This window comes from Oenococcus kitaharae, from assembly GCF_025758695.1.
Lineage (GTDB): Bacteria > Bacillota > Bacilli > Lactobacillales > Lactobacillaceae > Oenococcus > Oenococcus kitaharae_A.
The window spans coordinates 172,881-194,756 of record NZ_JANJQP010000003.1; the positions used below are offsets into that span (position 1 = coordinate 172,881).

Consider the following 21,876-nt stretch of genomic DNA (forward strand, 5'->3'; position numbering starts at 1 on the left):
TTCAAAATGAACCGGCAGTTGCTAGCTTAACGGTGTAACATTGCGTTTTTTCAAAAATAAACATAGTCATTCATGTTCTAAATAAATCGGTAGAATAATCTCATCGATGAGCAGTTCTAGTGCGGCTTGATCGGTATTTTCTCTAACAAAGACGCGATAGCGCAGCCAATCAAAAGGAAGCAATTTCAGTGTTCTTGATAGATTTTGTTTGACGGGTTCTCCACGATTAGCTGCTCGTTGCAAAACACGGTCAATCGCATGAATATCAATGTCGGAATTTTCGCCGATGATCCCAGGAAGAGAATCGGTATACATATCGGGCTCGGTCAGAATTTCTCTGATCAGGCTTTTGCCAATGACATCCACACTTACCAAAAAACGCTTCATCACTTGGAAAAGGTCTTCGCGCAGATCGCTGCCGCTAAGGGTTACTTCATCCACTTTACCGTTGTTTTCCCGGCGAATTTGGTCTTGAAGTGCGGCCAAAGCCAGTTCAAAAGGTGTCTTCCAGCGACGATAAATAACCGGTTTGCCGGTTGCAGCTTGCTGAGCGACTCGCTCAAATGTTAAAGCCCGAAATCCATCTTCATTAATAATTTTTCGTGCGGTAATAAATATATCTTTTTCTAGTTCCTGCCCGCGTCGTCTTTTTCCAGCCATGATTTTCCCATTAAGAAACTTTAAGTATCTTATTGACTTTTTGTCCTAAGAGTAATATAACATTTCTTGTTAAGAAACTTTTAGTATCTTAAACAAAAAGGAGACATCGTGCAGAAAAGAGAAAATACCATTTCCAAATCCACGATGGTAACTGCTTGGATTTTGGTTTTGGGAGCGATTGCACCTTTATTAGATTCGACAATGGTGAATATCGCAATTCATAGCCTGGTTAAAAATTTGAACAGCTCAATTTCAACCATACAGTGGACTATTACAGGTTATGTGTTAGCAACGGGAATAGCTGTCCCTTTTTCCAGCTGGTTGTTAAACAAATTTGATGGCAAATTTGTTTTTGTATCCGGTGAAATACTATTTGTCCTGGGTTCTATTCTTTCAGCTTTAGCTGGCAACGCACAATTTTTAATTGGTGCGCGTTTAGTGCAAGGATTTGCTGGCGGTATTATCATGCCTTTATTGACGACTTTACTGGTTCAAACGGCTGGTCAAAAAGTTATGGGGCAAATGATGGCAACTGTTGGGCTGCCGATTATTCTAGGGCCTTTGGTGGGGCCGGTAATTGGCGGTGTCATTATTCGATATTTATCTTGGCAGTGGATTTTTTGGGTTAATGTCCCTGTAGCACTGATTGCGATCATTTTGATTCTGTTAAAAATGCCGAATTACCCGGCACAAAATAAATCGGCCAAAATGGATTTTGTCGGTATATTTTTCATTGCTGCAGCGACAACGAGTATTATTTATGCGATTGTGCGTGCAGCACGAGATGCCAGTTTCTTAAATCAAAGCACGCTCTGGTTCATGGGCTTGGGCCTGATTTTATTGCTTTTGTACTTAGCTTGGGCCTTTCGGCTCAAAGAAAAAGCTGTTTTGCCTCTCAGTTTATTTAAATATCGTTCGTTTAATGGATCGGTGCTTGGATTATTAATTGCTGGCACTGTTTTAAATGGCGCTATGCTGGTTTTACCTTTGTTTTTCCAAAACATCCGCGGTATGAGCGTGATGGCGGCCGGATTAGCTTTAATTCCACAAGGCATTGGCATGCTAGTCTCTAGGACGCTCACTGGCAGATTAACGGATAAGATTGGAGCTAAATATGTGGTTTTAGCGAGTCTGGTGATCACTTTTGCGGGTACGATTCCTTTTTATTGGATTGATGGCCAAACACCATATTGGCTGATCGCTTTTGTTCTTTTAATTAGAGGAATCGGTGCTGGCGGTATCTTGATGCCTTTAATGGCTGACTCGTATACAGGTATGGAGGGCCGATTAATTCCGGCCGCTTCGATTGGTTCGCGTACCATTCAAAACATTGGCAGTGCCTTTGGATCGGCGATTGTCACGACCTTAATGACGGCTTACTCGCACACTCAGATAAAACAATTCAAAGTGAATTTAGCGGGTGGTCACTTTCAAATGAAATCGTTCAAGATGCACGAATTTATTCTGCAGCACTTGGATCTGATCCAAACACATTCCTTTCAGTATGCCTTTCTGTGCATTGCGATCGCTGCTTTATTAATTGCTTTGCCATGTATTCTTTTAACCAACAGAATGAAGAGCGACAAATGAACGGCTTATGATGACCGTTAATGGAGTAATAAAAAAAGACCTCAAGTGGTCTTTTTATTATTGTTTGTTATTTTTTGTTTAGTTGTCTGCTGCTGAATTTGGTGTCGCTTCTGAACTTTTCGAAGTTTTGCCTGTTCAAGTATTTCTGCCGAAGCAGTCTTCGTATTTGTCTGCATAATTGATTTGACTCCTTTATTCATCAACTCAAAGCCAGACAACAGTATAGCAAGCCGAAATTAAACCATGATTAAGATCAAGTGAAGCCACGATATCTCGTTGATGCTGTTTGCCTGGCACCCAGGTATAAAATTAAGCTAATGTGATTAATAAAGTAGAGGCAAACAGTCATGAAAATAGTTCTTTTAGATGGTTATGCTTTGAATCACGATCTTGATTGGCAGCAACTAGATCGGTTGGGAGAGTTTGACCATTATGATCGAACGTCCGTTGATAACGATGAAGAAATTCTCCAAAGAATCGGTCAAACAGAGATTGTCCTGACACATAAAACGCCTTTAAACGACCGGGTGATTAGTCAGGCACCCCGATTGCGCTACATTGGCATCATGGGCACAGGCTACGATGCTGTTGATATTCAGAGCGCTGATCGCAATCATGTTGCCGTAACGAATGTGCCCACTTACGCCACCGATGCGGTTGCGCAATTTACTTTTGCTTTATTGCTTGAAGTGACGAGCCAGGTAGGCCTGCATAACCGTTTGGTACACGAAGGCAAATGGCTGCGTGTTCCTGATTTTACTTTCTGGGACCGGCCTTTATTCGAGCTGCAGGGCAAGACTTTGGGACTAATCGGTTACGGCCATATTGCTGAAAAAGTCGCTGAACTTGGGCATACTTTTGCCATGAAAGTCATTTTTTACAATCATCGCCCGAAAAAGGATCACCCATCATGGGTTGAACAGGTGGATTTGGATGAACTGTTGACAAGGTCTGATGTCATCAGCCTGCACACCATTCAGACTCCGGATACAGTTAATTTAATCAATCGCAGCAGTCTTCAGAAAATGAAAAAGAGCGCGATTTTGTTAAACACAGCACGCGGCAAACTGGTTAACGAAGCTGACCTCGCTGAGGCGCTGAATCGGGGAGATATTGATGCTTTTGCTACGGATGTCGTTGGCACTGAACCGATTAGCGCCGATAATCCCTTGCTGAAAGCTAAAAATTGCTACATCACGCCGCATATCGCCTGGGCACCCTTTGAGACTCGAAGGCGGTTATTGGATATCAGCATCAGTAACTTGGCTAATTACCTATCCGGCAAGCCAAGCAATCTTGTCCATTATTATAGGTAGAAAAAAGACCTTCGGCTAGCAATATCAATCATTAACACATGTTTTGTCAGCAGCCGACGCTGCAAAAATACGCACAAAAGCACACACTTATCGGGTGAGGATAAACAGAATGCCTTTTAGACAAGCGCACAAAAGAAAAATGTCTAGCAGCATGGACATGACGATTATCGTTATTTTAGTTTTTCTGCTGGCTTTTAATTGGTTGGCAAATTTTTTGTTTCAATTAGCTAATCAATTGATGCCACAGATAGACCATATTTTGAGTTGGCCTTTAAGCAGCTGGCTTAATTTATTTTTAGGCTTAGCTTGCTATATCCTCATCTGGCTGGCTTTTGTTTGGTCAATCCAATTGTTCTTTTTTTATTTTCTTGCCATTAAGCATCGCAATACCCGCTGGTCTGGCATGCGGCTGCGATATTTTCATCCAGGCCTGCACATGATGTGCTTGTGGCTATTGTTAGCTGCCTTACCCTTAGCAAACATTGGTTATAAATTGCCTTTGGCAACTTTGATCAAACTGCCTGATTTTATCATTCAGCCATTTGCTGGCAACATTTTTCTGATAGCTGCTATTTTATTAGGCCTGGTATGTTTTTGGCTATTCACGATCAAATTTCTGCAGGTCATTCCGGCTGTGATGTCCGGTCAATCTTTCTTTCAAGCTCTCCGATATAGCTGGAAAGAGATGCCGACTAAAAAAATCCTTCATTTGTGTTTGATATTATTTATCAATGTCATCGTGCTGTCTGTCATAACAGGAATTGTGTTTGCCGCGCAGACTCTCGTTGATCACTTGGCATTTTTATCGGCTCGCCTGTTTGCTAATAGCCTGATGATTTTATTCACAGCTATTTTATATGCTGCGACTTATGAATTGCTGAAAAATATTTTTAGACAATCTTTTCCTGTCGAAAATCATTTTCTCTATCAGAAACGCCGCTCTCGTATTTCTTTTCAGCAAGCCGCTGCAGCTGTCTTGGCTACGGTCGCTGTTGGCGCGGCTTCTTGTCTATTAGCTGATAATTTCTTTCCCCGACTGGACAGAATACCTCTTGTAATCTCACATAAAGGTTCCAATGGCAATAACGGTGTGCCAAACAGCCTGCAAAGCCTCGTATCAACGGTGCGTGTTAAGCCTGACTACATCGAATTAGATGTTCACTATACAAAGGATCACCAATTTGTTGTAGTGCACGATGATAACCTGAAGACTTTGACTGGCCACAAACTGCAGGCTGAGCATGTGACTTTAAAGCGATTGAAGAGGCTTACGATGGCCTACCGTGGTCATAAAGCGAAAATGGTTTCTTTGCGCGAATACATGAATCGCGCCCAAGACCATCAGCAAAAATTACTCGTCGAGATTAAAACACCACCCATGGTGCAACAGTCTTCGACCTTGACAAAAACTTTCTTGCGTCAGTATGGCAGTGCTTTGCTTCGACATGGTGATTTATTGCATTCTTTGAACCAGAATGTGATGCGTCAGATCCACACGAAGCAGCCACGCTTAAAAGTTGGCTTTATTGTTTCTTATAATACGGAGTCTTTGCCAGGAGGAGACAACAATTTTTATACGACCGAGTACAGTACTTTGAATAATATGCTCGTGAAAAAGATTCACAGACAGCATAAACGTATTTTTGCTTGGACGGCCAATGATCGACAAGCTATGCAGTGGCTCAGTGTCATGAATGTGGACAGCATTATTACGGATTATCCACAAAGACTGAAAAGCATTCTAGCGGCCCCCAGGCGTCTATCATACAATCAAGCCTTGTTGCGTTATATGCTGACTATTCGCCAAGTGTATTAATTAGGTGTATTTTTATTCTTAGACATGGCAAAAAGAAAATCTCTAACAAAATATTTGGGCCTGTATTTTAAAAGTCTGCTGCTTTTTTGGCGGGCTGATAAACTCGATAGCAGTATTTTAATTTTAGTCATTCCGTTAAAAGCGCTGATACCGTCACTGCTGACTTTTTTTGCCCAAGAGATGCTCAATCAGCTGAGTGTTGGCCGTTTAAACTATGAAAATTTCTTATTTTGGGGAATTAGTTTTTTTGTCTCTTTGATCACGATTCCGTTGGCAACTAATGTTCAGGGAGTTTTGACAGACCGCTTGATTGCTTTTGTGAATACGAGCCTCATGAACAAGACGAAAGAACTGCAAGGCTTGGCTAACTTTGAAGATGCTGATTTTTACGATCAGGTTCAAGTCATTAATTCGCAAAGTTCTTGGCGGCCGGTTAACTTGATTGTGTTTGGAACCAGCGTGATTAGCAGCTTTATTACGATTGTTTCCATGGGTGTGCTGTTGGCGACTTACAACCCACTGATTGCCTTACTGATCCTGGTCTCAATGATTCCTGAGAGCTTGGTTTCATATCGTGTACAGCAAGAAGCTTTTGAAACAATGGTCGGTGCAAGCAGTGACGCGAGAAAAATGCAGTACGCCAGTCAAGCCGTGCTGAACAAGGACTTTACAAAAGAAATTCGCTTGTTTAATGCTTTTGACTTTTTTATTAAACGCTATCAGAGGATTTTTTGGCAGATTCATCATGCTGTTAACCAAAGAAGAGCCAAGAAAATGATTATTGCTTTAGCTTCCATGACGGTTAGCAGCTTGATCAGTATTTTGGCTCTTTTATGGTTTGTTTTCTCGATTCAGGCTGGCCGTTTTCGCGTGGGTGCCTTATTAACACTTACCAGCGCGATTGGTTATATCGCCGAGAATATTTTTTCAATGATCGAAGACAGCAGCTTGCTGTATGACACTTTGCTCTACATGGAGAAGTATTTTAATTTCCTGAAAAGCAGCGATACGATCGATAAAAGAGGCACAACCAAAGTCGGCACAGTCAAAGGCATCAGTTTCAAACATGTTAGTTTTACTTATCCTCATAGTCCGCGGCCCGCTCTGAACGATGTGAATTTCGATGTGACTAAAGGCCAGAAAATTGCGATTGTCGGCGAAAATGGTTCCGGTAAAACAACTTTGATGAAATTGCTGCTGCGTTTTTATGATCCTAATCAAGGCCATATTCAATTGAATGGCCAGACCGTCCAAGAATTTGATTTATTCAGTTATCGTTCTTTGTTTTCAGCCGTATTTCAAGATTATGCGAAGTTTTCACTGACGGTCAAAGAAAATATTGCCATCTCAGACCTGGACAAACAAGATGACAGTCAGGCTTTAATTGACGCCATGAAAATATCTGGCTTTGATCCAAATAAGGGTGTATCGGAAAGCTCCTTGCTCGATGTGCAGCTGGGTAAAGAATATGAAAATGGCACTGAGCTGTCTGGCGGAGAGTGGCAAAAATTAGCTTTGGCCAGGGGCATTTTTGCCAATCGGCAAATCTTAATTCTCGATGAGCCGACAGCTTCGTTAGACCCGAGAAGCGAATACTCGCTGTTTCAAAAATTTGTCCGTATTGGCGCTGATAAAACTGTGTTCTTTATTACGCATCGCCTGAATTCTGTGACGATCGCTGATAAGGTCTTGGTTCTGAACAAAGGGAAAGTCGTGGCTTTTGATACGCATGAAAATCTTTTAAAAAATAATGATTATTATCGCGATTATTATTCAATTCAAAATAAAGCTTTAAAGAAAGAAGCGGATACTAAATAATTATTTCTGTTCCGATATTAGGGCCGTTTCCCGGTGATGATTAATTACGACAAAGGCCCAGCAGGAGAGCAGCAGCATCATAAACCCGCCAAAGATAAAGACGGCAAAAACATCTAATCGGTCAAACAAGATCCCGAAGACAATCGTTCCGGCTGGCATCAGCACTGAGCTGAGCGTCTCGTCCATGGAGAAGACGCGTCCCTGCATCTCTTCTGGGATATGCTGCTGCATGTAGACTTCAACCGGTGTGTTTGAAAATACGAGCAGGAGGCCCAGTACAAGATTAATTGTGATAAACACTAAAGCATAAGCGGCTTTTGGCAAAGTCAACAGCGATGGCAGGCCAATCAGGGCAATGATTAAGGAAAAGACAGCCAAACTGAAGTAAGCCACTTTTAATGATTGGTTTTTCAAGGGCAGCCGGCTCAAAACCAGACCACCGAGGAACATGCCGCCAGCAAAGGCTGATTCTGTTAATCCATATTGTGTGTTGCTGAGATGTAGTCTGTCCACTAAAAAGAAAGGCAGGCCAACATTGATCGTTGCAAAGAAAAAATTGATGACGCCAGAGGATCCGGAAAACATCAGATATAATTTGTTTTCCCACAAGAATCTAAGGCCTGCCATAAAATTGGATCCGAGATGGTTTTCTGTGGCTTCAGTCTGCATGCCTTGATTGCTTATCGGACGACGAATCTTGGTAAACTTGAGAACTAGAATTGCGATCAAGGCAACGGTTTCAAAAATCACTTCTAAATAAGCGAAGACATTTAGTGTGACAAGTGTGTACACCACAGCCCCGAGAACCGGTGCTAAAAACTCGGCCAGTGACGAAATCGACTGGTTCAGTGAATTCGCTTTTTGAAGATCATCTTTATTGAAGAGCTGCGCCAGACTTGCCTGCACGGCTGTGGTCAAAAAACCATCAGTGATCGCTAGCAAGGCAATTAAGACGACCAGTATCAGGAAATAAGCTTGTGGAAAGGCAGTGAAACAAAAAGCAAACAATAATAGCGAGATAATCGTACCAAGCTGCGATGCCACCATGATTTTTTTATGGCTATAGCTATCAACAGCGTAACCGACAAAGGGCGTCAGGCATACGCTGATTAGCGGCCCCGTGATCAAACTGACTCCCATGCCTAAGGCCGAGCCTGTTCGCCGCAGAATATACAAGCTAATCGCAAAGGAAAGCATTTCACTGCCAAAAGTACCAAAAAATTTGATAATCAAAGTCTTGGTTAGATTGTTATTTACTGGCTGCATAGACATTGATTTCATACTAACAGTTTAGTCTGCAGGAGGCATTTGGCTCGTTAATGGAGCGACTTCGTCTGTGTGCCGTGAGCCTGCGATTCAGATCATAGTTATATTCTCATTTTGAAAAAGGCCTTAATTTTAAGCATTAATTCTAAATCACTCATTTCTGTGATTCCTTCATTGATACAAATAGACTGGTTCTTTATCTCTTGCGATAGTTGACGAGATCATAGCCAGCTTGTATCAGCAAGGCGATCAAAGAGACAAGGACAATGGCTAAAAAGTAATGAGGAGAGTGAGTGTTCACATGGAGTAGCAAACTAAAAATCAGGACATTCAATAACCAAGAGAAGGCAAAAAGTAAATCATGCTCAAGCTGCTGGGCAAGACCAGCCTGGATAATCGGAAAAGCGATATTAACCGTTAACACCGTGGCCGCACAACCCAGCTGCCAAAGGAACCAGAGCAGGTCGTTATGAATGAATAATGCCAAAAGAGCTATAAAAACGATGTAAACAATTAGAACTTGATTCCGTCGATTGTTCATCCTATTGGACGTATTATTTTTCCTCCCAGTTAAAAATTGAATTAATCGTAACTCATTATTTTTCTTTTGGAAGAAAGCTATCTTATAGTCGTTATGTTCACCAAATTGAAAGTTTTTAACGCAAATACTACGCAATTCTAAGTATTCGGAAAGGAATGTTTGGTCATATAGACCTCAAAAGTAGAAGCCAAACTGTTTGAACCCAGAGATCTGAGCGACCCATCAATTAATTGCTGGTTCCTAACACGAGCTGTCGATGCATCTAAAGTTAAGAGATTCTTCATGAAGAGGAACTTAAAACGCGTAACTAGATCGTTTTGATTCAAGCGTAAGTTTTCAACTTGCTTCACGATTTCTTTAGCCAGTTGATACTCCTGTCTCTGGTACATTAAATCAGCAACATTGATGAGCGCCAGCGCTGATACGCTTTGCGAATAAATTAATTCTTTAGTAATCGTTTTAACCATTTGAGAAGTTAGCAAAAAGGAACAATTGTTGAAAATGGCAACTTCTAATTTCCCCCAATAGTTAACTTTTAACAGGTATTCAGTGATTCTTTGAGTAATCAGTGGATTTGTTTCATAACTTTGGTCAACACTTTTGGTTAAAGAAATTGCTGTCGCAGCCTGGATTAAACTTTGAAAATTCTGATCCTTTTCGTAAACGGCACACAATTCTTGACTCGCTTTTTTAAGAGTTGGCAGATCATTTTCCTGATAAATGCTTTCAAAACCATCGAGAAATTTTCTGTAGGACGCCGATGCAGAGCTTGTTTGCACTTGATTGTAAAAATCGTCAAGACTATAATCCATTTTCTGCAACAAAGGAGCCAAATTAAAAAAAGAGAGCTGAATCGTTCCGGCTTCGAATTTGTTAATCGTTGACGGAGAAAGAATCCCTGATGATAGTTGAGCAACGCTGAATCCTCGGTTGTTTCTAATTTTATGAAATAATTGACCAGCGTTTGTTTTTAATAATCTATCCATTTGCAGGTTATTATTACATAATCAGAATTAAAAAGAAAAGGACCTCTTAAAAGCAGGAATGAAGACATCATTACCTTTACTGGTGTTGGAATCAGTTATTATCAATTTTTTTGCATAATTATGAAACGCTGTGTATATCAACGAGTACAATAAGGCCATGATTAACTGACAACAACTTAACTGAGAAGGTCTCATGATTTTATCTTCATCGTGTTTGGAACATGCAAACACAAGAGATTTTTCAGAAGATGAGTTCTCAAGTGTAGTTGAGGTGTTGTTACATAAGTTAATAGATCTATCGTTTCATTTACATAAATTTATTTTTTCTAAGCGGACCTTTTCTATCCTGACAGACTCATTTTTTTAAACAGTTGCGGCTCTTCATAAATATAGTCAATCAAGAAAAGAAAGTGTGGTTTATCGGTGCCTTTAGCTAAATATATTCGTCGAGCTTGGAAAGAAAATTTAATCGTGTTGTTTTGGGTCGTGATCGGGTCATCCTGTACGACTTTGTATGGCCTCAGTACTGCTAATATTTTAACCAGCGCTGTTGCCTTCAAATTTCGTGCTGTCATCATCTGGGTCGTGGTCCTGTTATTGACCAGCGTGATTTGGTCGCTGCAAATTTATTTTGAAGCGGTGACCTTAACTAAGTCGATCCAAAAAATGGATACCTTAATTCGTCAAGATATTACGAGTTCCTTATTGAACAGGTCTGTGAGTGCTTTTCATGAGAAGAGCAGCTCCGTCTACGTCTCTTGGCTGACAAATGATATTTCAACCATTAATGAATTCGGTTTTGGTAATCTGGAAATGGCCCTGAGCCAATTTTTAACGATCCTCATGAGTATCGGTGCCATGCTGAGTTTTCATTATTCGATGATTATCACAATTATCGTTTTATCTGCTTTGATGTTGTTAGCTCCGAAGATTTTTACAGCTAAAATGAATCAGGCATCTTTAAAGGCCACACAAGCAGCTGAAAGAGCGACGAGCAAAATGTCTGATTTTTTGTTGGGCTTTGATGAATTAGTCATGATTAATCGTCCGCACCTTATCCATCGTGAAATCACAAAAGCTTCGCAGGATTTGGCCGATAAAAGAGTGAAATTTGCTAAAGCCAGTGCAACCATGTCTGCCAGCTCGAATTTCACGAGTCTGATTAGTCAAGTGATTTTAGTGGCCCAAGCTGCGCTGCTGTTTTTTATGCATCTCGTCTCAGCTGGTGCGATTAGCGGTGCCCGTTACTTTTCAGCGACGATTTTTGCTAGTCTCACTGGTATGATTGCTAACTTGGTTGAGGTGGGGACTGTGAAACCCGTGTTTGCTAAATATGGACAATTGCCTGAGATAAAAGAAGAACCAAGTAGTGTTCGCATGACGCCAACGGCCAATTTGAGCAACGCTGTTGATAGTGATGCTGCGATTCAGTTAACGAATTTGTCTTTTAGCTATCCGAATAAAGAATCAGATATTCTTCACGGGCTGACGCTAAGCTTTCAAAAAGCAAAAAAATATGCGCTGGTCGGTGAATCCGGTAGTGGGAAAAGTACGTTGCTGGATTTGATTGCCGGCAAACTTGATCATTACCGTGGTGTGATTGCGGTCAATGGGCAAGATTTGCAAAACATGACGCCAGCAGATCTGCGTAAACAACTGGTTTATTTAAATCAGAAACCACATATTTTTAATGAGTCGCTGCTTTTTAATCTCACTTTAGGCGAGCCAATTAACAAGAGCAGCCTGCAAAATGTACTTTTCAAAAGCGGCTTGATCAGCTTGATTGATTCCTTACCAGAAGGTTTGGATACGATCATTAGTGAAAACGGCCGCAACTTATCCGGCGGGCAGCAGCAGCGGATTGCCATTGCTCGAGGCCTGATTGAGCAGGGCAGCATTTGGCTTGTCGATGAAGCAACTTCATCTTTGGACCGTGAGTCAGCCATTCAGATTGAACAGACTTTATTTAAGATCCAGGATATTACTTTAATCATCGTGACGCATCAGTTACACGATGCATCATCACGTTTGTTGGATCAAATTATTTATCTGAAAGATGTGAATCAGCCGGTCGATGCCGGTTAATAAAATCAATCACTACCTGGTTGAATTCGGGAGCTAGTTCCAAATGAGGGATGTGGCCCGCGCCTGCAAAGACATAACTTTCAGCTAGCGGATTCATCTCGGCTGCTGCTTTAGCCTGTCCGGCCGGCCATAATGGCGATTTTTCACCGGCTAAAAACAAGTGCGGCTCAGTTTCCAAAGGAATTTGATCCCGCCAATCTTGGCTTAAAGAATCGATCAAGAGCGGTTCGTTGAAGTCAAAATCGAAAGGCTGATAGACTTTGCCTAGGGCAATCTTGAATTGCTGGTCAACGGGGATACGCGTGAATCTGGTCGTGCGGATTTGTTTGACTAACTCCAAGAAATTTGACCAGCTGCTGTCATATTGGCCAAATTGCCAACTGTTGTCGTTAATTGCCTTGGGTGATTGATCTTCCGTGACAACGGCTTGCAGACGCTGACTGCCGAATAAAGACAGATAGGCAAAAATAGTCGAAGCACCCATGGAGTGGCCAATCAGGACAATTTTTTGTTTCAACTGCAAATGGTCAATTAATTCAGCTAGATCCATGGCGTGACGAGAAATTCGCATACCGAAAGGGACGCTCTGGCTTTTGCCATGATTGCGCCGGTCATAAGTGATCACATGAAATCCAGCCTTCGTGAAATCAGAAATCTGTCCGACCCAAGTCATCTCGCTGCCGGAATAGCCCTCAATTAAAATCACAGGCAGTCCGGATGGATCACCGAGTTCGTGATAATCAAGTTTGACATGGTCATTTGTATAAAAAAAGCTCATGACTACAGTATATAAATTCTCGCGCCGGCTGTTTCAATTCGAGCGGCCTTTCTTGTGAAATGCACATTTCTGATTTTAAAAAATATAATTTATGATTTAAAAATATTACTTTTCAAGGTACTTGTGTTGGATATGCTTTCCGATGTGAAACGCGGACTGATTGCCTGAAACATCGCTCATTTATGAACAATCACGCCGGTTAGAAAATTTTTTTAAAAGTCTTTTTATGAGCATGATGGCAGACTTATCTTGCAGTGTTAGAATTGTCTTGTGAGATGAAAACGCTTACAAAAAGGGCAGACTGCATTTCACAAAGTAGAGGTAATCAATGCAATATATTAAATATTTTGGCACAGATGCTTACACAAATATCGCAATGGACAGCTGGCTTTTATATCATTTAAAGCCTGACCAACCGGTCTTCTCGCTCTGGCAGAATCGCAACGCTGTCATTGTCGGTCGGAATCAGAACACCTTTGCCGAAGTAAATCAGGATTTTATTGATGAACACCACACACAGGTAGTCCGGCGGGTTTCTGGCGGCGGCGCTGTCTTTCATGATTTGGGGAATATTTGTTTCACTTTTTTTGTACCGGTCAAAAGTAGTGCTGAAGTCGATTTTCATAAGTTTGTCCGCCCGATGTATGATGCTTTGCACGAAGTCGGCATTGAGGCAGAGATCAGCGGCCGAAATGATTTAACGATTGACGGTAAAAAAATCAGCGGCAATGCACAGCGCTATGCCGGCGGTTACTTGATGCACCACGGGACTTTGCTTTGGAATTCTGATGTTGACAGTATGGTGCGTTCGTTGAATGTTGCTGATGAGAAATTCATCTCAAAAGCTGCTAAATCAGTGCGCGCGCGAGTGGGCAATATCAAAGACTACGCGCCAGCTGATTTAACGCTGGAAAAATTCTGGCAGGCTTTGCAATATTATCTGACAGATGAAGGCCGTGATACAGAATACGTCTTATCTGATCAGCAGAAAAAAGGAATTTTGGATTTGCGCGATCAGCAGTTTGCGACTTGGGATTGGAATTACGGCACGAGTCCGAAATTTAATTTTACGAACCATGAAAAGTTTACGGGTGGCGCCATTGATGTTTCTGCCAATGTTGACCAAGGCCGTATCCAGGCAATTGATTTTCGCGGTGATTTTCTCGGCGTACGGGATTGGCGCGAAATCAAGGATCGTTTTATCGGATTGCCCTTTGATCCGGATGCTGTTTATCAAGTATTGCATGCAAACGCCGGCGGGCATTATTTCGGATCAATTGACGATCATGGTCTAGCCGCCATGTTCTCTGCTGGTGCTAAAAATGTTCAGGAGGAAGAAAATGTCTAACATCTCAAATCTTAATCACCAGATTTTGGATTTTGCAACTCAGCTCAAGGCACAGGATGATAATTTTCCGACATTGTCCGTCTTAAATAATGATGGCCAGATTGTCGATGAAGAGGCTTTAAAGCGTGCTGATCTGAGCAATGACGATCTCGTTAAATTGTTCAGCAGTATGCTGTTGAACCGCCAATTGGATATTCGATCGACAAAATTGGCTAAACAGGGCCGTTTCGGTTTCTTTGCGCCGACTGCCGGTCAAGAGGCTTCCCAGATGGGGACGGCTTTTGCGTTTCGTGCTGAGGATTGGCTGTTCCCGGGCTATCGGGATATTCCACAGGTTGTCGCTAAAGGCTGGCCGATTTATAAAGCCATTCTTTGGAGCCGCGGGCATGTGCTGGGCAATGAATTTAAAACAGAAGATGGCCAGCCGGTTAATTCCTGGTTTCCGCAAATTATTATCGGCGCCCAATACGTGGAAGCAGCCGGTGTCGCTTTGGGCTTGAAAAAACGTGAACAAAATGCAGTCGCTTATGCCTACACAGGAGATGGTGGCAGTTCGCAAGGCGACTTTTACGAGGCACTGAATTTTGCCGGCGCCTATCACGCTAATGCCGTCTTCTTTGTTCAAAATAATGGTTATGCAATCTCAATGCCGCGTGCTGATCAGACAGCAGCAGCGCATTTGGCAGCAAAGGGCTGGGCAGCTGGTTTGCCAAGTATCGTCGTTGACGGCCAGGATGCCATCGCTGCTTATTTAGCGGCTAAAGAGGCACGCGCTTGGGCTGTTTCCGGCAAAGGCCCTGTTCTGATTGAACTGCTGACAAATCGTTTTGAAGCACACTCAACAGCCGGTGATGATCCGCTGCGTTACCGCAGCAAGGAAGATATTGCTGATTGGTGGAAGAAGGATCCTTTGATTCGCATGCGCAAGTATCTGACGGACCAAGGATTGTGGAGTGAGGATCAAGAAAAAGAGACGATTGCTCAGATTGACGCGCGGATTGACGCGGATATTAAAAAAGCCGATCAGGTTGATAAGCAGAAAATCAGCGACTACCTTAAAAATACGCTGGAAGTACCTAGTTATGTGATGCGCGAACAGATAAAGAAATTTGAAAGCGAGGGCAGATAAAATGGCTGTGAAGAGTTATATCGAAGCTGTGAGAGATGCACAGGATCTAGCGCTGGGCCGTGATGAGAATGTGCTGATTTTTGGGGAAGATGTTGGTAAAAACGGTGGTGTTTTCCGTGCAACTGACGGCCTGCAGACTAAATACGGCGTTGACCGCGTTTTCAATACGCCTTTAGCCGAATCGGGCATTGGCGGACTGGCAATCGGACTGGCCTCACAGGGTTTTCGCCCGATTATGGAAATCCAGTTCTTCGGTTTTGTCTATGAAACGATGGACTCGATTGCCGGGCAAATGGCTCGTAACCGTTTTCGTTTTAATGGCACGCGCCAGATGCCGATTGTTGTACGTGCGCCCTATGGCGGCGGTACAAAGACACCGGAAATGCATGCTGATAACCTAGAAGGCCTGGTGGCACAAAATCCAGGCCTGCGAGTTGTGATGCCGGCGAATCCGGCTGATGCCAAAGGTTTGCTGCTAAGTGCGATTGCATCAAATGACCCTGTTGTTTTCCTGGAAAATATTCATCTCTACCGCTCTTTGAAAGGCGAAGTCGCAGACGGTTATTATACGACTCCATTGGACAAAGCCGCGATTGCACGTGAAGGCAAAGACGTTTCGATTATTACCTATGGCGGCATGACACCGGTCGTCTTAAATGCGGCTGAGAGCCTAGCTAAAGAAGGCATTGACGCTGAAGTTGTCGATTTGAGAACTGTTTCGCCTTTGGATATCGAGACGATCGGGAAGTCAGTAGAAAAGACCGGCCGTGTTGTTGTGGCTCAGGAAGCTCAGCGGATTGCCGGAATTAGTGCGTCAGTGATGGCCGAAATTTCCGAAAGATTTATTTTGAGTTTGAGGGCACCGATTGGCCGTGTGTCCGCTCCGGATACCGTTTATCCATTTGCTCAGGCTGAAAACGACTGGATGGCCAACGCAGATGATGTCATTGCCAAAGTCAAGGAGGTAGTCAACTATGACTGAAATTTTTAAAATGCCGGATATTGGTGAAGGCATGGCTGAAGGCGAGATTTCAAATTGGCTGGTCAAAGTCGGCGATCAAGTAAAGACCGATGATTCAGTCGCCGAAGTACAAAATGACAAACTGCTGCAGGAAATTCTATCGCCTTATTCCGGTAAAGTGACAAAGTTATTTGTCGATGCTGGAACCACAGTTCAAGTGGGCCAGCCCTTAATCGAATTTGATGGTGACGGCAGCGGCAGCAGCGCTGAAACGCCAGCTGCGGGAGCCGCCATACAAGACAACAGTACTACCAGCACGCCTGCTCCAGCACCTGCACCTGCACCTGCACCTGCGGCTAGTGAACAGCCGCAAAGTTCGGCACCAGCAGCACCGGTAGCTTCTAACGGTAACGTTTTGGCTATGCCTTCTGTCCGCCACTTTGCTTTTGAACATCATTTGGACCTGGCACAAGTGCCAGCCACCGGCCGCCATGGCCACATCACGATGGCTGATGCGCAAAAAGCTGTTGAGCAGCCTCAGCAGACAGCTGCACCGGCCGCTAGCGCTGCGCCAGTTTCAGCTAGTCCGGAACCAGCTCCAGCACCAGTCGAAGTTAAAGAAGGCCGTGTTGCGATGACGCCGATCCGTAAAGCGATCGCAAAAGCCATGGCGACACAAAACGCGACGATTCCGACGGTTACGAATTTCGATCAGATTGAAGTTTCTAAACTGGTTGAGCATCGCAAACAGTTCAAAGCCATGGCAGCTGACCAGTCGATTCATTTGACTTATTTGGCTTATGCTGTGAAGGCTTTAGCCGCGACTGCCAAGAAGTTCCCAGAGTTGAATGCCTCAGTCGATATGGATAAACAGGAAATTGTTTATCATGACGATATCAATATCGGCGTTGCGGTTAGCGCGCCAAACGGCCTCTTCGTGCCCGTAGTTGCACAAGCTGATCGGAAGTCTATTCTGACAATTGCCCAAGAAATTGAAGATTTGGCTGCCGCTGTTCGTGACGGATCAATTAAAGGTAACCAGATGCATGGCGCGACGATTACGATTTCCAATCTTGGTTCGGCGCGCGGTACTTGGTTTACGCCGATTATCAATGCTAAAGAAGTGGCAATTCTTGGTCTGGGTTCGATTGTCAAAGAGCCGATTGTGGCTGATGATGGCTCGATTGTCGCCGGTCAAGTGATGAAGTTCAGTCTTAGTTACGATCACCGTTTGATTGACGGCATGTTAGGGCAGACATCTTTGAATTATTTCAAGACGCTCATGGCTGATCCAGCTTATATGCTGATGGAGGTGTAAGGATGGTTGTTGGTGCACAAGCTACTGAAGTAGAGACGGTTGTGATTGGTTCGGGCCCTGGCGGCTATGTTGCGGCGATTCGGGCAGCTGAATTAGGTCAGAAAGTGACCTTGATTGAAAGCGGCGAGATTGGCGGTGTTTGTTTAAACGTTGGCTGTATTCCTTCTAAAGCTTTGATTAATATCGGCCACCATTATCGCGATGAAATGACTGAGCAGCCTTTCGGATTGCACGCGACCGGCGTCAGCTTGGATTGGGCCGCGACACAGGATTGGAAACAGAAAAAAGTCGTCGAGCGTCTGACTGGCGGCGTGGCCATGTTATTAAAAAAACATCATGTCGATATCGTTCGCGGAACGGCTTCTTTCAATGATAATGAACAGATTAATGTCATTGAAGGGGACAACCACGAATTGTTCCAATTCAAAAACTGCATCATTGCGACTGGTTCACGTCCTGTACAGATCCCTGGATTCGAGTTCGCTAATCGGATCGTTGATTCGACCGGTGCCTTGAGTCTGCCAGCTGTTCCCAAACATTTAATTGTGATTGGCGGCGGCGTGATCGGGTCGGAGTTGGGCGGCCTCTATCTGAATTTGGGAGCCAAGGTGACGATCATCGAGGGCTTGGATCACGTGTTAAACGGCTTTGATGCTGAACTAATCAAGCCTGTTTTAGATGACTTTAAAGCCCAAGGCGGCGAAATTTATACGAGTGCCAAAGCCAAGTCGGCTGTTCAGACCGACAATGGCGTGGCTGTGACCTTTGAAGCTGATGGTAAAGAACAGACTGTGACCGGTGATTATCTGCTGGTTTCAGTAGGACGCCGGCCTAACACAGATGAACTGGGCCTGAATAATACGAACGTCAAGCTTGATGAACATGGTTTGATTCAAGTTGACGACCGCATGGCAACAACGGCTGCGCATATCTACGCGATCGGGGATGTCACAGCTGGGCCGGCCTTGGCACATAAAGCCAGTTTCCAAGCCAAGATTGCCGCGGCTGCCATTTCTGGCGATCCGCAAGCACGTGATTTACACTACTCGCTGCCTGCTGTTGCTTATACGAATTACGAATTAGCTACGACCGGCGAGACACCTGAGAGTATCCAAGAAAAGAACTTGGATGCCAAAGCCTATAAGTTTCCTTTTGCTGCTAACGGACGTGCGCTGGCGATGAATGCCGGAACTGGTTTTATTCGTTTGATTAGCGATAATCAAAGCAAGGCACTGATTGGGGCTCAGATTGTCGGTCCGGGTGCTTCGGATTTGATTTCGGAGTTATCTTTGGCGATTGAAAATGGGCTAACAACTGAAGATATCAGTTTGACGATTCATCCTCATCCGACTCTTGGCGAGGCAATTATGGATGCTGCAGAACTAGCTGACGGCCTGCCGATTCACATTTAGAAATCTTTTAGGACAGCACCGCTGGCAAGTTTTATTTCTTCAAATTAGTTAAGATTAATTTATGGATAAAAGACGCGTTTTGCCGGTAATCGGCGGTTTTAATTTCAGAGATATTGGCGGTTATACCTCTTTTGACGGACGCAAAATCAAGTGGGGCAAGGCTTTTCGAACGGCCGGTATGGCAGACTTGTCGCCTGAAGATTTGAAATATTTAGAAGATCGGCAAGTGGACACGATTATTGATTTTCGCACTGAAGCTGAAGTGGCTAAAGGCCCCGATCGTGTACCGGCACATGCTGTTGATATTAATATTCCAGCTATGGATTTTGACCGGACCGAATCGACTGTGGATTACGCACAGTTGAGCAAAGAGTACGATCAAAAAGGCTACGGCTATTTGAATATGATCAATAATTATGAACATCTGATTTCAGACGAGTATTCCAATATTGCTTACCGCAAGTTTTTCGATCTTTTAATGACGGAAAACAAGACTTTGGCTTATCACTGCACAGCTGGCAAAGACCGGACAGGGGTTGCCTCTATGCTGCTGATGTCAGCCTTGGGCATTAATGAGGCTCAGATCAAACACGATTATTTGATTACGGACCGCCTGTCGACTGAAGTTGTTCGTAATAAAATTGAGCACATGAAAGCCGAGGGTGCTACACCTGACGAAATTGAAAACATCCACTCTATGTGGTCGGTGAACATTGATTATATTCAGCGTTCCATTGATACAGTCAAACGCTTGTCTGGTGATCCGATCACTTATTTGCAAAACTATCTACAGCTTCAGCCGGCTGATATTCAGCTGCTGCGCGATAAATATTTATTCAGTGAACCAACGGGCAAGCAATAATCACGGTGAGATATTCATAAATCCCTCATTCAATCATGAGGGATTTTTTGCTGTCGTAAACGTCGTTAGTCCATCAAATAATTAATGGGAACAATATATTTATCTTTATTTTAGTATAAATGATAATATAGTCATATATGATCAATGGTCGTCTAATTAAAGAAGCGCGAGAGAAACTAAATTTAAGTCAAGGGGAACTGGCACGTGGAATCACGAATCAAGCTTCAATTAGTCTCTTGGAGAAAAATAATCGAGCACCGAGTGTCAAAGTGCTTTCGCAAATCTCCGACCGTTTAAATGTTGATTTGAATGATTTATTAGGTAATCCCAACAAAATTAAATTTCAAGATCAGCTTTCAAAAGCCGAACAAGCAGCCCAACAGTATAACTATCAGGCGGCGCTGGACATTTTGGATGGTATTGATATCTCTGCGATTCACAACGATAGAGATAGAGCGAGGTATGGCTTTTTAAGAACTGTTTCCAAAATGTGGATCAGCCAAGATTTTAAGTCGGCAATTTTCGCTTTTTCTCTTTTATTGGAGAATACGCCGAAACAAGATGATATTTATTACTTTTTGCTGCTCAACGGGATTGGTGTCGCTTATTATCAAAATGACAATCATCAAGAAGCTGCCGTTTACTTCCATCGGATCGTTGAACAAATCGGCCATTTCAACGTCGATCATGCACATTTTTATTGGGCATTATTCTTGCTGAGCAATTTAGCGAAATTTTATTCTCGAGAATCTGATTTGCCTCTCAGTAATCAATTAGCTGAACAAGGTATCCGAATAGCAAAGAGCCATTCAACTACCTTGTTTGTAGAAGATTTTTACTACGTTTATGCTTTCAATTTATCTGAAAACGGGGCTGATACAGCAAAGGCAATCTCCTATTATCGCCTGGCAGAAAGTTTCTCAGTGTTCAATCAAGATTCGATAGTGATGAATAAAGCTCGTGAAAAAATAACTCGCCTCGAAAAAAAGATATAAAACAGGTTTTTCTTCCAAAAAAATAGTTAAAAGCAATATTAAAACTATTTTTTTTATTTTTAATAGACATATATAAAGATTTTTGTGAGTAATTTGCCTATAATGTAAACAATAAGCGAGGGGATTGGCATGATTCTGGAAATCACTCATTTATCTTTTAACTACAAAAACGTCGATATTTTTAAAGACGCATCTATGCAGATTGAAAAACCCGGTGTTTATGGTTTGGTGGCTCCTAACGGTTCTGGGAAGACGACGCTGCTGGACTTGATTGCTGGTTTTTTATCTCAGCAGCGAGGCGAGATTAGGATTTTCGGGCAGTCTAATAAGCAGTTGAAATCCCTAGCGCCGAAGATTAGTTATGTCCAGGACAACCGCGTCCTCTATCAATATCTCAGTGCACAAGAACACCTGAATATGGTAGCGGATCTGTATCATGTGTCTAAAGAGCGTGTCGCACAATTAGTGAAACAGTTTGCTCTGACCAATTTTCTGACACGCCCAGTCTCCAGCTATTCGCTTGGTCAAAAACAGCGCATTTTGATTGCGATGGCCATGGTCACGGATCCACAACTGATCTTTTTAGACGAACCCCTCAATGGCCTCGATCCAGACAGCGTGATTATTATTAGAAATGTTTTAAAGCAGCTGGCCTTGGAAAAGAAGACGGTTTTGGTCTCTTCTCATAATTTGGATGAACTAGCGAAAACCACAGACACTTTCTTTTACGTGAAAAATAAGCAGCTTTTTTCAGAACAGATTGAGCATTTTGCTAACCTGTCATTTAAGACTGACCAGCCTGAACAAATGCAGCAATTCTTGGAGGATGCTGATTTTCAAGTCAAACAGGACGATGGCCGGCTGGTCATTTTGGTTGCTTCGGATAAAATCATTGACTTAATCAGAAAGATGGATCAGCAGCATTTAGATTTTTCCGATCCTAAAATTTATGTCAACAGCCTAGAAGACCAATATCAAAGGATCTTTGATTAATC

Annotated in this window: 18 protein-coding genes; 13 read left to right on the forward strand and 5 right to left on the reverse strand. The window is 43.0% G+C overall.

Features of this window, described 5'->3' with window-relative positions:
• Positions 1-66: 66 nt before the first annotated feature.
• A complete protein-coding gene (locus NRF22_RS07085; RefSeq protein WP_263779868.1) occupies positions 67-660 on the reverse strand; it encodes a TetR/AcrR family transcriptional regulator in 594 nt (197 codons plus the stop codon).
• Positions 661-804: 144 nt separating this feature from the next.
• Here NRF22_RS07085 and NRF22_RS07090 point away from each other — a divergent pair, with 144 nt between their 5' ends.
• The 4 genes from NRF22_RS07090 (at position 805) to NRF22_RS07105 (ending at position 7,200) form a co-directional block, all read left to right on the forward strand.
• Positions 805-2,250 carry an MDR family MFS transporter gene (locus NRF22_RS07090; RefSeq protein WP_412178727.1) on the forward strand — a complete coding sequence of 482 codons (1,446 nt, stop codon included), beginning with the start codon at positions 805-807 and terminating at the stop codon, positions 2,248-2,250.
• A gap of 347 nt (positions 2,251-2,597) precedes the next feature.
• On the forward strand, positions 2,598-3,566 hold the full coding sequence (locus NRF22_RS07095) for a D-2-hydroxyacid dehydrogenase (protein ID WP_263779870.1): 969 nt from the start codon (positions 2,598-2,600) through the stop codon (positions 3,564-3,566).
• A gap of 109 nt (positions 3,567-3,675) precedes the next feature.
• On the forward strand, positions 3,676-5,382 hold the full coding sequence (locus NRF22_RS07100; RefSeq protein WP_263779871.1) for a glycerophosphodiester phosphodiesterase: 1,707 nt from the start codon (positions 3,676-3,678) through the stop codon (positions 5,380-5,382).
• A gap of 24 nt (positions 5,383-5,406) precedes the next feature.
• Complete coding sequence (locus tag NRF22_RS07105; protein ID WP_007745505.1) at positions 5,407-7,200, forward strand: ABC transporter ATP-binding protein; 1,794 nt, start codon at positions 5,407-5,409, stop codon at positions 7,198-7,200.
• Here NRF22_RS07105 and NRF22_RS07110 read toward each other — a convergent pair whose 3' ends face one another.
• The 3 genes from NRF22_RS07110 to NRF22_RS07120 all read right to left on the reverse strand — a co-directional run bounded on the left by NRF22_RS07110 (position 7,201) and on the right by NRF22_RS07120 (position 9,993).
• Positions 7,201-8,481, reverse strand: coding sequence for an MFS transporter (locus tag NRF22_RS07110; protein ID WP_263779872.1), 1,281 nt, complete (start codon positions 8,479-8,481; stop codon positions 7,201-7,203).
• A gap of 181 nt (positions 8,482-8,662) precedes the next feature.
• Positions 8,663-8,953, reverse strand: a complete 291-nt coding sequence (locus NRF22_RS07115; RefSeq protein WP_148126053.1) for a hypothetical protein — start codon at positions 8,951-8,953, stop codon at positions 8,663-8,665.
• A 191-nt stretch (positions 8,954-9,144) separates the two neighbouring features.
• On the reverse strand, positions 9,145-9,993 hold the full coding sequence (locus NRF22_RS07120; RefSeq protein ID WP_263779873.1) for a helix-turn-helix domain-containing protein: 849 nt from the start codon (positions 9,991-9,993) through the stop codon (positions 9,145-9,147).
• A 423-nt stretch (positions 9,994-10,416) separates the two neighbouring features.
• Between NRF22_RS07120 and NRF22_RS07125 the strand changes: the two genes are divergently transcribed.
• Positions 10,417-12,078, forward strand: a complete 1,662-nt coding sequence (locus NRF22_RS07125; protein ID WP_263779874.1) for an ABC transporter ATP-binding protein — start codon at positions 10,417-10,419, stop codon at positions 12,076-12,078.
• On the opposite strand, the gene NRF22_RS07130 is transcribed toward NRF22_RS07125, so the two are convergent.
• Entirely contained in the window at positions 12,035-12,856 is an 822-nt protein-coding gene (locus NRF22_RS07130; protein ID WP_263779875.1) for an alpha/beta fold hydrolase, read from the reverse strand. The two genes, NRF22_RS07125 and NRF22_RS07130, sit on opposite strands and share 44 nt — an antisense overlap.
• 328 nt (positions 12,857-13,184) lie before the next feature.
• Here NRF22_RS07130 and NRF22_RS07135 point away from each other — a divergent pair, with 328 nt between their 5' ends.
• The 8 genes from NRF22_RS07135 to NRF22_RS07170 all read left to right on the forward strand — a co-directional run bounded on the left by NRF22_RS07135 (position 13,185) and on the right by NRF22_RS07170 (position 21,874).
• Positions 13,185-14,204, forward strand: coding sequence for a lipoate--protein ligase (locus tag NRF22_RS07135; RefSeq protein ID WP_007745518.1), 1,020 nt, complete (start codon positions 13,185-13,187; stop codon positions 14,202-14,204).
• Entirely contained in the window at positions 14,197-15,333 is a 1,137-nt protein-coding gene (locus NRF22_RS07140; protein WP_007745519.1) for a thiamine pyrophosphate-dependent dehydrogenase E1 component subunit alpha, read from the forward strand. Before NRF22_RS07135 ends, NRF22_RS07140 begins: the two co-directional genes overlap by 8 nt.
• Before the next feature lies 1 nt (position 15,334).
• Positions 15,335-16,315 carry an alpha-ketoacid dehydrogenase subunit beta gene (locus NRF22_RS07145; protein WP_007745520.1) on the forward strand — a complete coding sequence of 327 codons (981 nt, stop codon included), beginning with the start codon at positions 15,335-15,337 and terminating at the stop codon, positions 16,313-16,315.
• Complete coding sequence (locus NRF22_RS07150; protein WP_263779876.1) at positions 16,308-17,612, forward strand: dihydrolipoamide acetyltransferase family protein; 1,305 nt, start codon at positions 16,308-16,310, stop codon at positions 17,610-17,612. Before NRF22_RS07145 ends, NRF22_RS07150 begins: the two co-directional genes overlap by 8 nt.
• A gap of 2 nt (positions 17,613-17,614) precedes the next feature.
• A complete protein-coding gene (gene lpdA, locus NRF22_RS07155) occupies positions 17,615-19,024 on the forward strand; it encodes a dihydrolipoyl dehydrogenase (RefSeq protein WP_263779877.1) in 1,410 nt (469 codons plus the stop codon).
• A gap of 61 nt (positions 19,025-19,085) precedes the next feature.
• Positions 19,086-19,886 carry a tyrosine-protein phosphatase gene (locus tag NRF22_RS07160; RefSeq protein ID WP_007745523.1) on the forward strand — a complete coding sequence of 267 codons (801 nt, stop codon included), beginning with the start codon at positions 19,086-19,088 and terminating at the stop codon, positions 19,884-19,886.
• 137 nt (positions 19,887-20,023) lie between these two features.
• Complete coding sequence (locus NRF22_RS07165) at positions 20,024-20,881, forward strand: helix-turn-helix domain-containing protein (protein ID WP_263779878.1); 858 nt, start codon at positions 20,024-20,026, stop codon at positions 20,879-20,881.
• A gap of 129 nt (positions 20,882-21,010) precedes the next feature.
• On the forward strand, positions 21,011-21,874 hold the full coding sequence (locus NRF22_RS07170; protein ID WP_263779879.1) for an ABC transporter ATP-binding protein: 864 nt from the start codon (positions 21,011-21,013) through the stop codon (positions 21,872-21,874).
• Positions 21,875-21,876 lie beyond the last annotated feature (2 nt).

Bases quoted from the DNA above. Each gene is read 5' to 3' on its own strand.
- NRF22_RS07085 (WP_263779868.1), bottom strand. From the start codon at position 660: ATGGCTGGAAAAAGACGACGCGGGCAGGAACTAGAAAAAGATATATTT.
- NRF22_RS07090 (WP_412178727.1), top strand. From the start codon at position 805: ATGGTAACTGCTTGGATTTTGGTTTTGGGAGCGATTGCACCTTTATTA.
- NRF22_RS07095 (WP_263779870.1), top strand. From the start codon at position 2,598: ATGAAAATAGTTCTTTTAGATGGTTATGCTTTGAATCACGATCTTGAT.
- NRF22_RS07100 (WP_263779871.1), top strand. From the start codon at position 3,676: ATGCCTTTTAGACAAGCGCACAAAAGAAAAATGTCTAGCAGCATGGAC.
- NRF22_RS07105 (WP_007745505.1), top strand. From the start codon at position 5,407: ATGGCAAAAAGAAAATCTCTAACAAAATATTTGGGCCTGTATTTTAAA.
- NRF22_RS07110 (WP_263779872.1), bottom strand. From the start codon at position 8,481: ATGAAATCAATGTCTATGCAGCCAGTAAATAACAATCTAACCAAGACT.
- NRF22_RS07120 (WP_263779873.1), bottom strand. From the start codon at position 9,993: ATGGATAGATTATTAAAAACAAACGCTGGTCAATTATTTCATAAAATT.
- NRF22_RS07130 (WP_263779875.1), bottom strand. From the start codon at position 12,856: ATGAGCTTTTTTTATACAAATGACCATGTCAAACTTGATTATCACGAA.
- NRF22_RS07135 (WP_007745518.1), top strand. From the start codon at position 13,185: ATGCAATATATTAAATATTTTGGCACAGATGCTTACACAAATATCGCA.
- NRF22_RS07140 (WP_007745519.1), top strand. From the start codon at position 14,197: ATGTCTAACATCTCAAATCTTAATCACCAGATTTTGGATTTTGCAACT.
- NRF22_RS07145 (WP_007745520.1), top strand. From the start codon at position 15,335: ATGGCTGTGAAGAGTTATATCGAAGCTGTGAGAGATGCACAGGATCTA.
- NRF22_RS07150 (WP_263779876.1), top strand. From the start codon at position 16,308: ATGACTGAAATTTTTAAAATGCCGGATATTGGTGAAGGCATGGCTGAA.
- lpdA (WP_263779877.1), top strand. From the start codon at position 17,615: ATGGTTGTTGGTGCACAAGCTACTGAAGTAGAGACGGTTGTGATTGGT.
- NRF22_RS07160 (WP_007745523.1), top strand. From the start codon at position 19,086: ATGGATAAAAGACGCGTTTTGCCGGTAATCGGCGGTTTTAATTTCAGA.
- NRF22_RS07165 (WP_263779878.1), top strand. From the start codon at position 20,024: ATGATCAATGGTCGTCTAATTAAAGAAGCGCGAGAGAAACTAAATTTA.
- NRF22_RS07170 (WP_263779879.1), top strand. From the start codon at position 21,011: ATGATTCTGGAAATCACTCATTTATCTTTTAACTACAAAAACGTCGAT.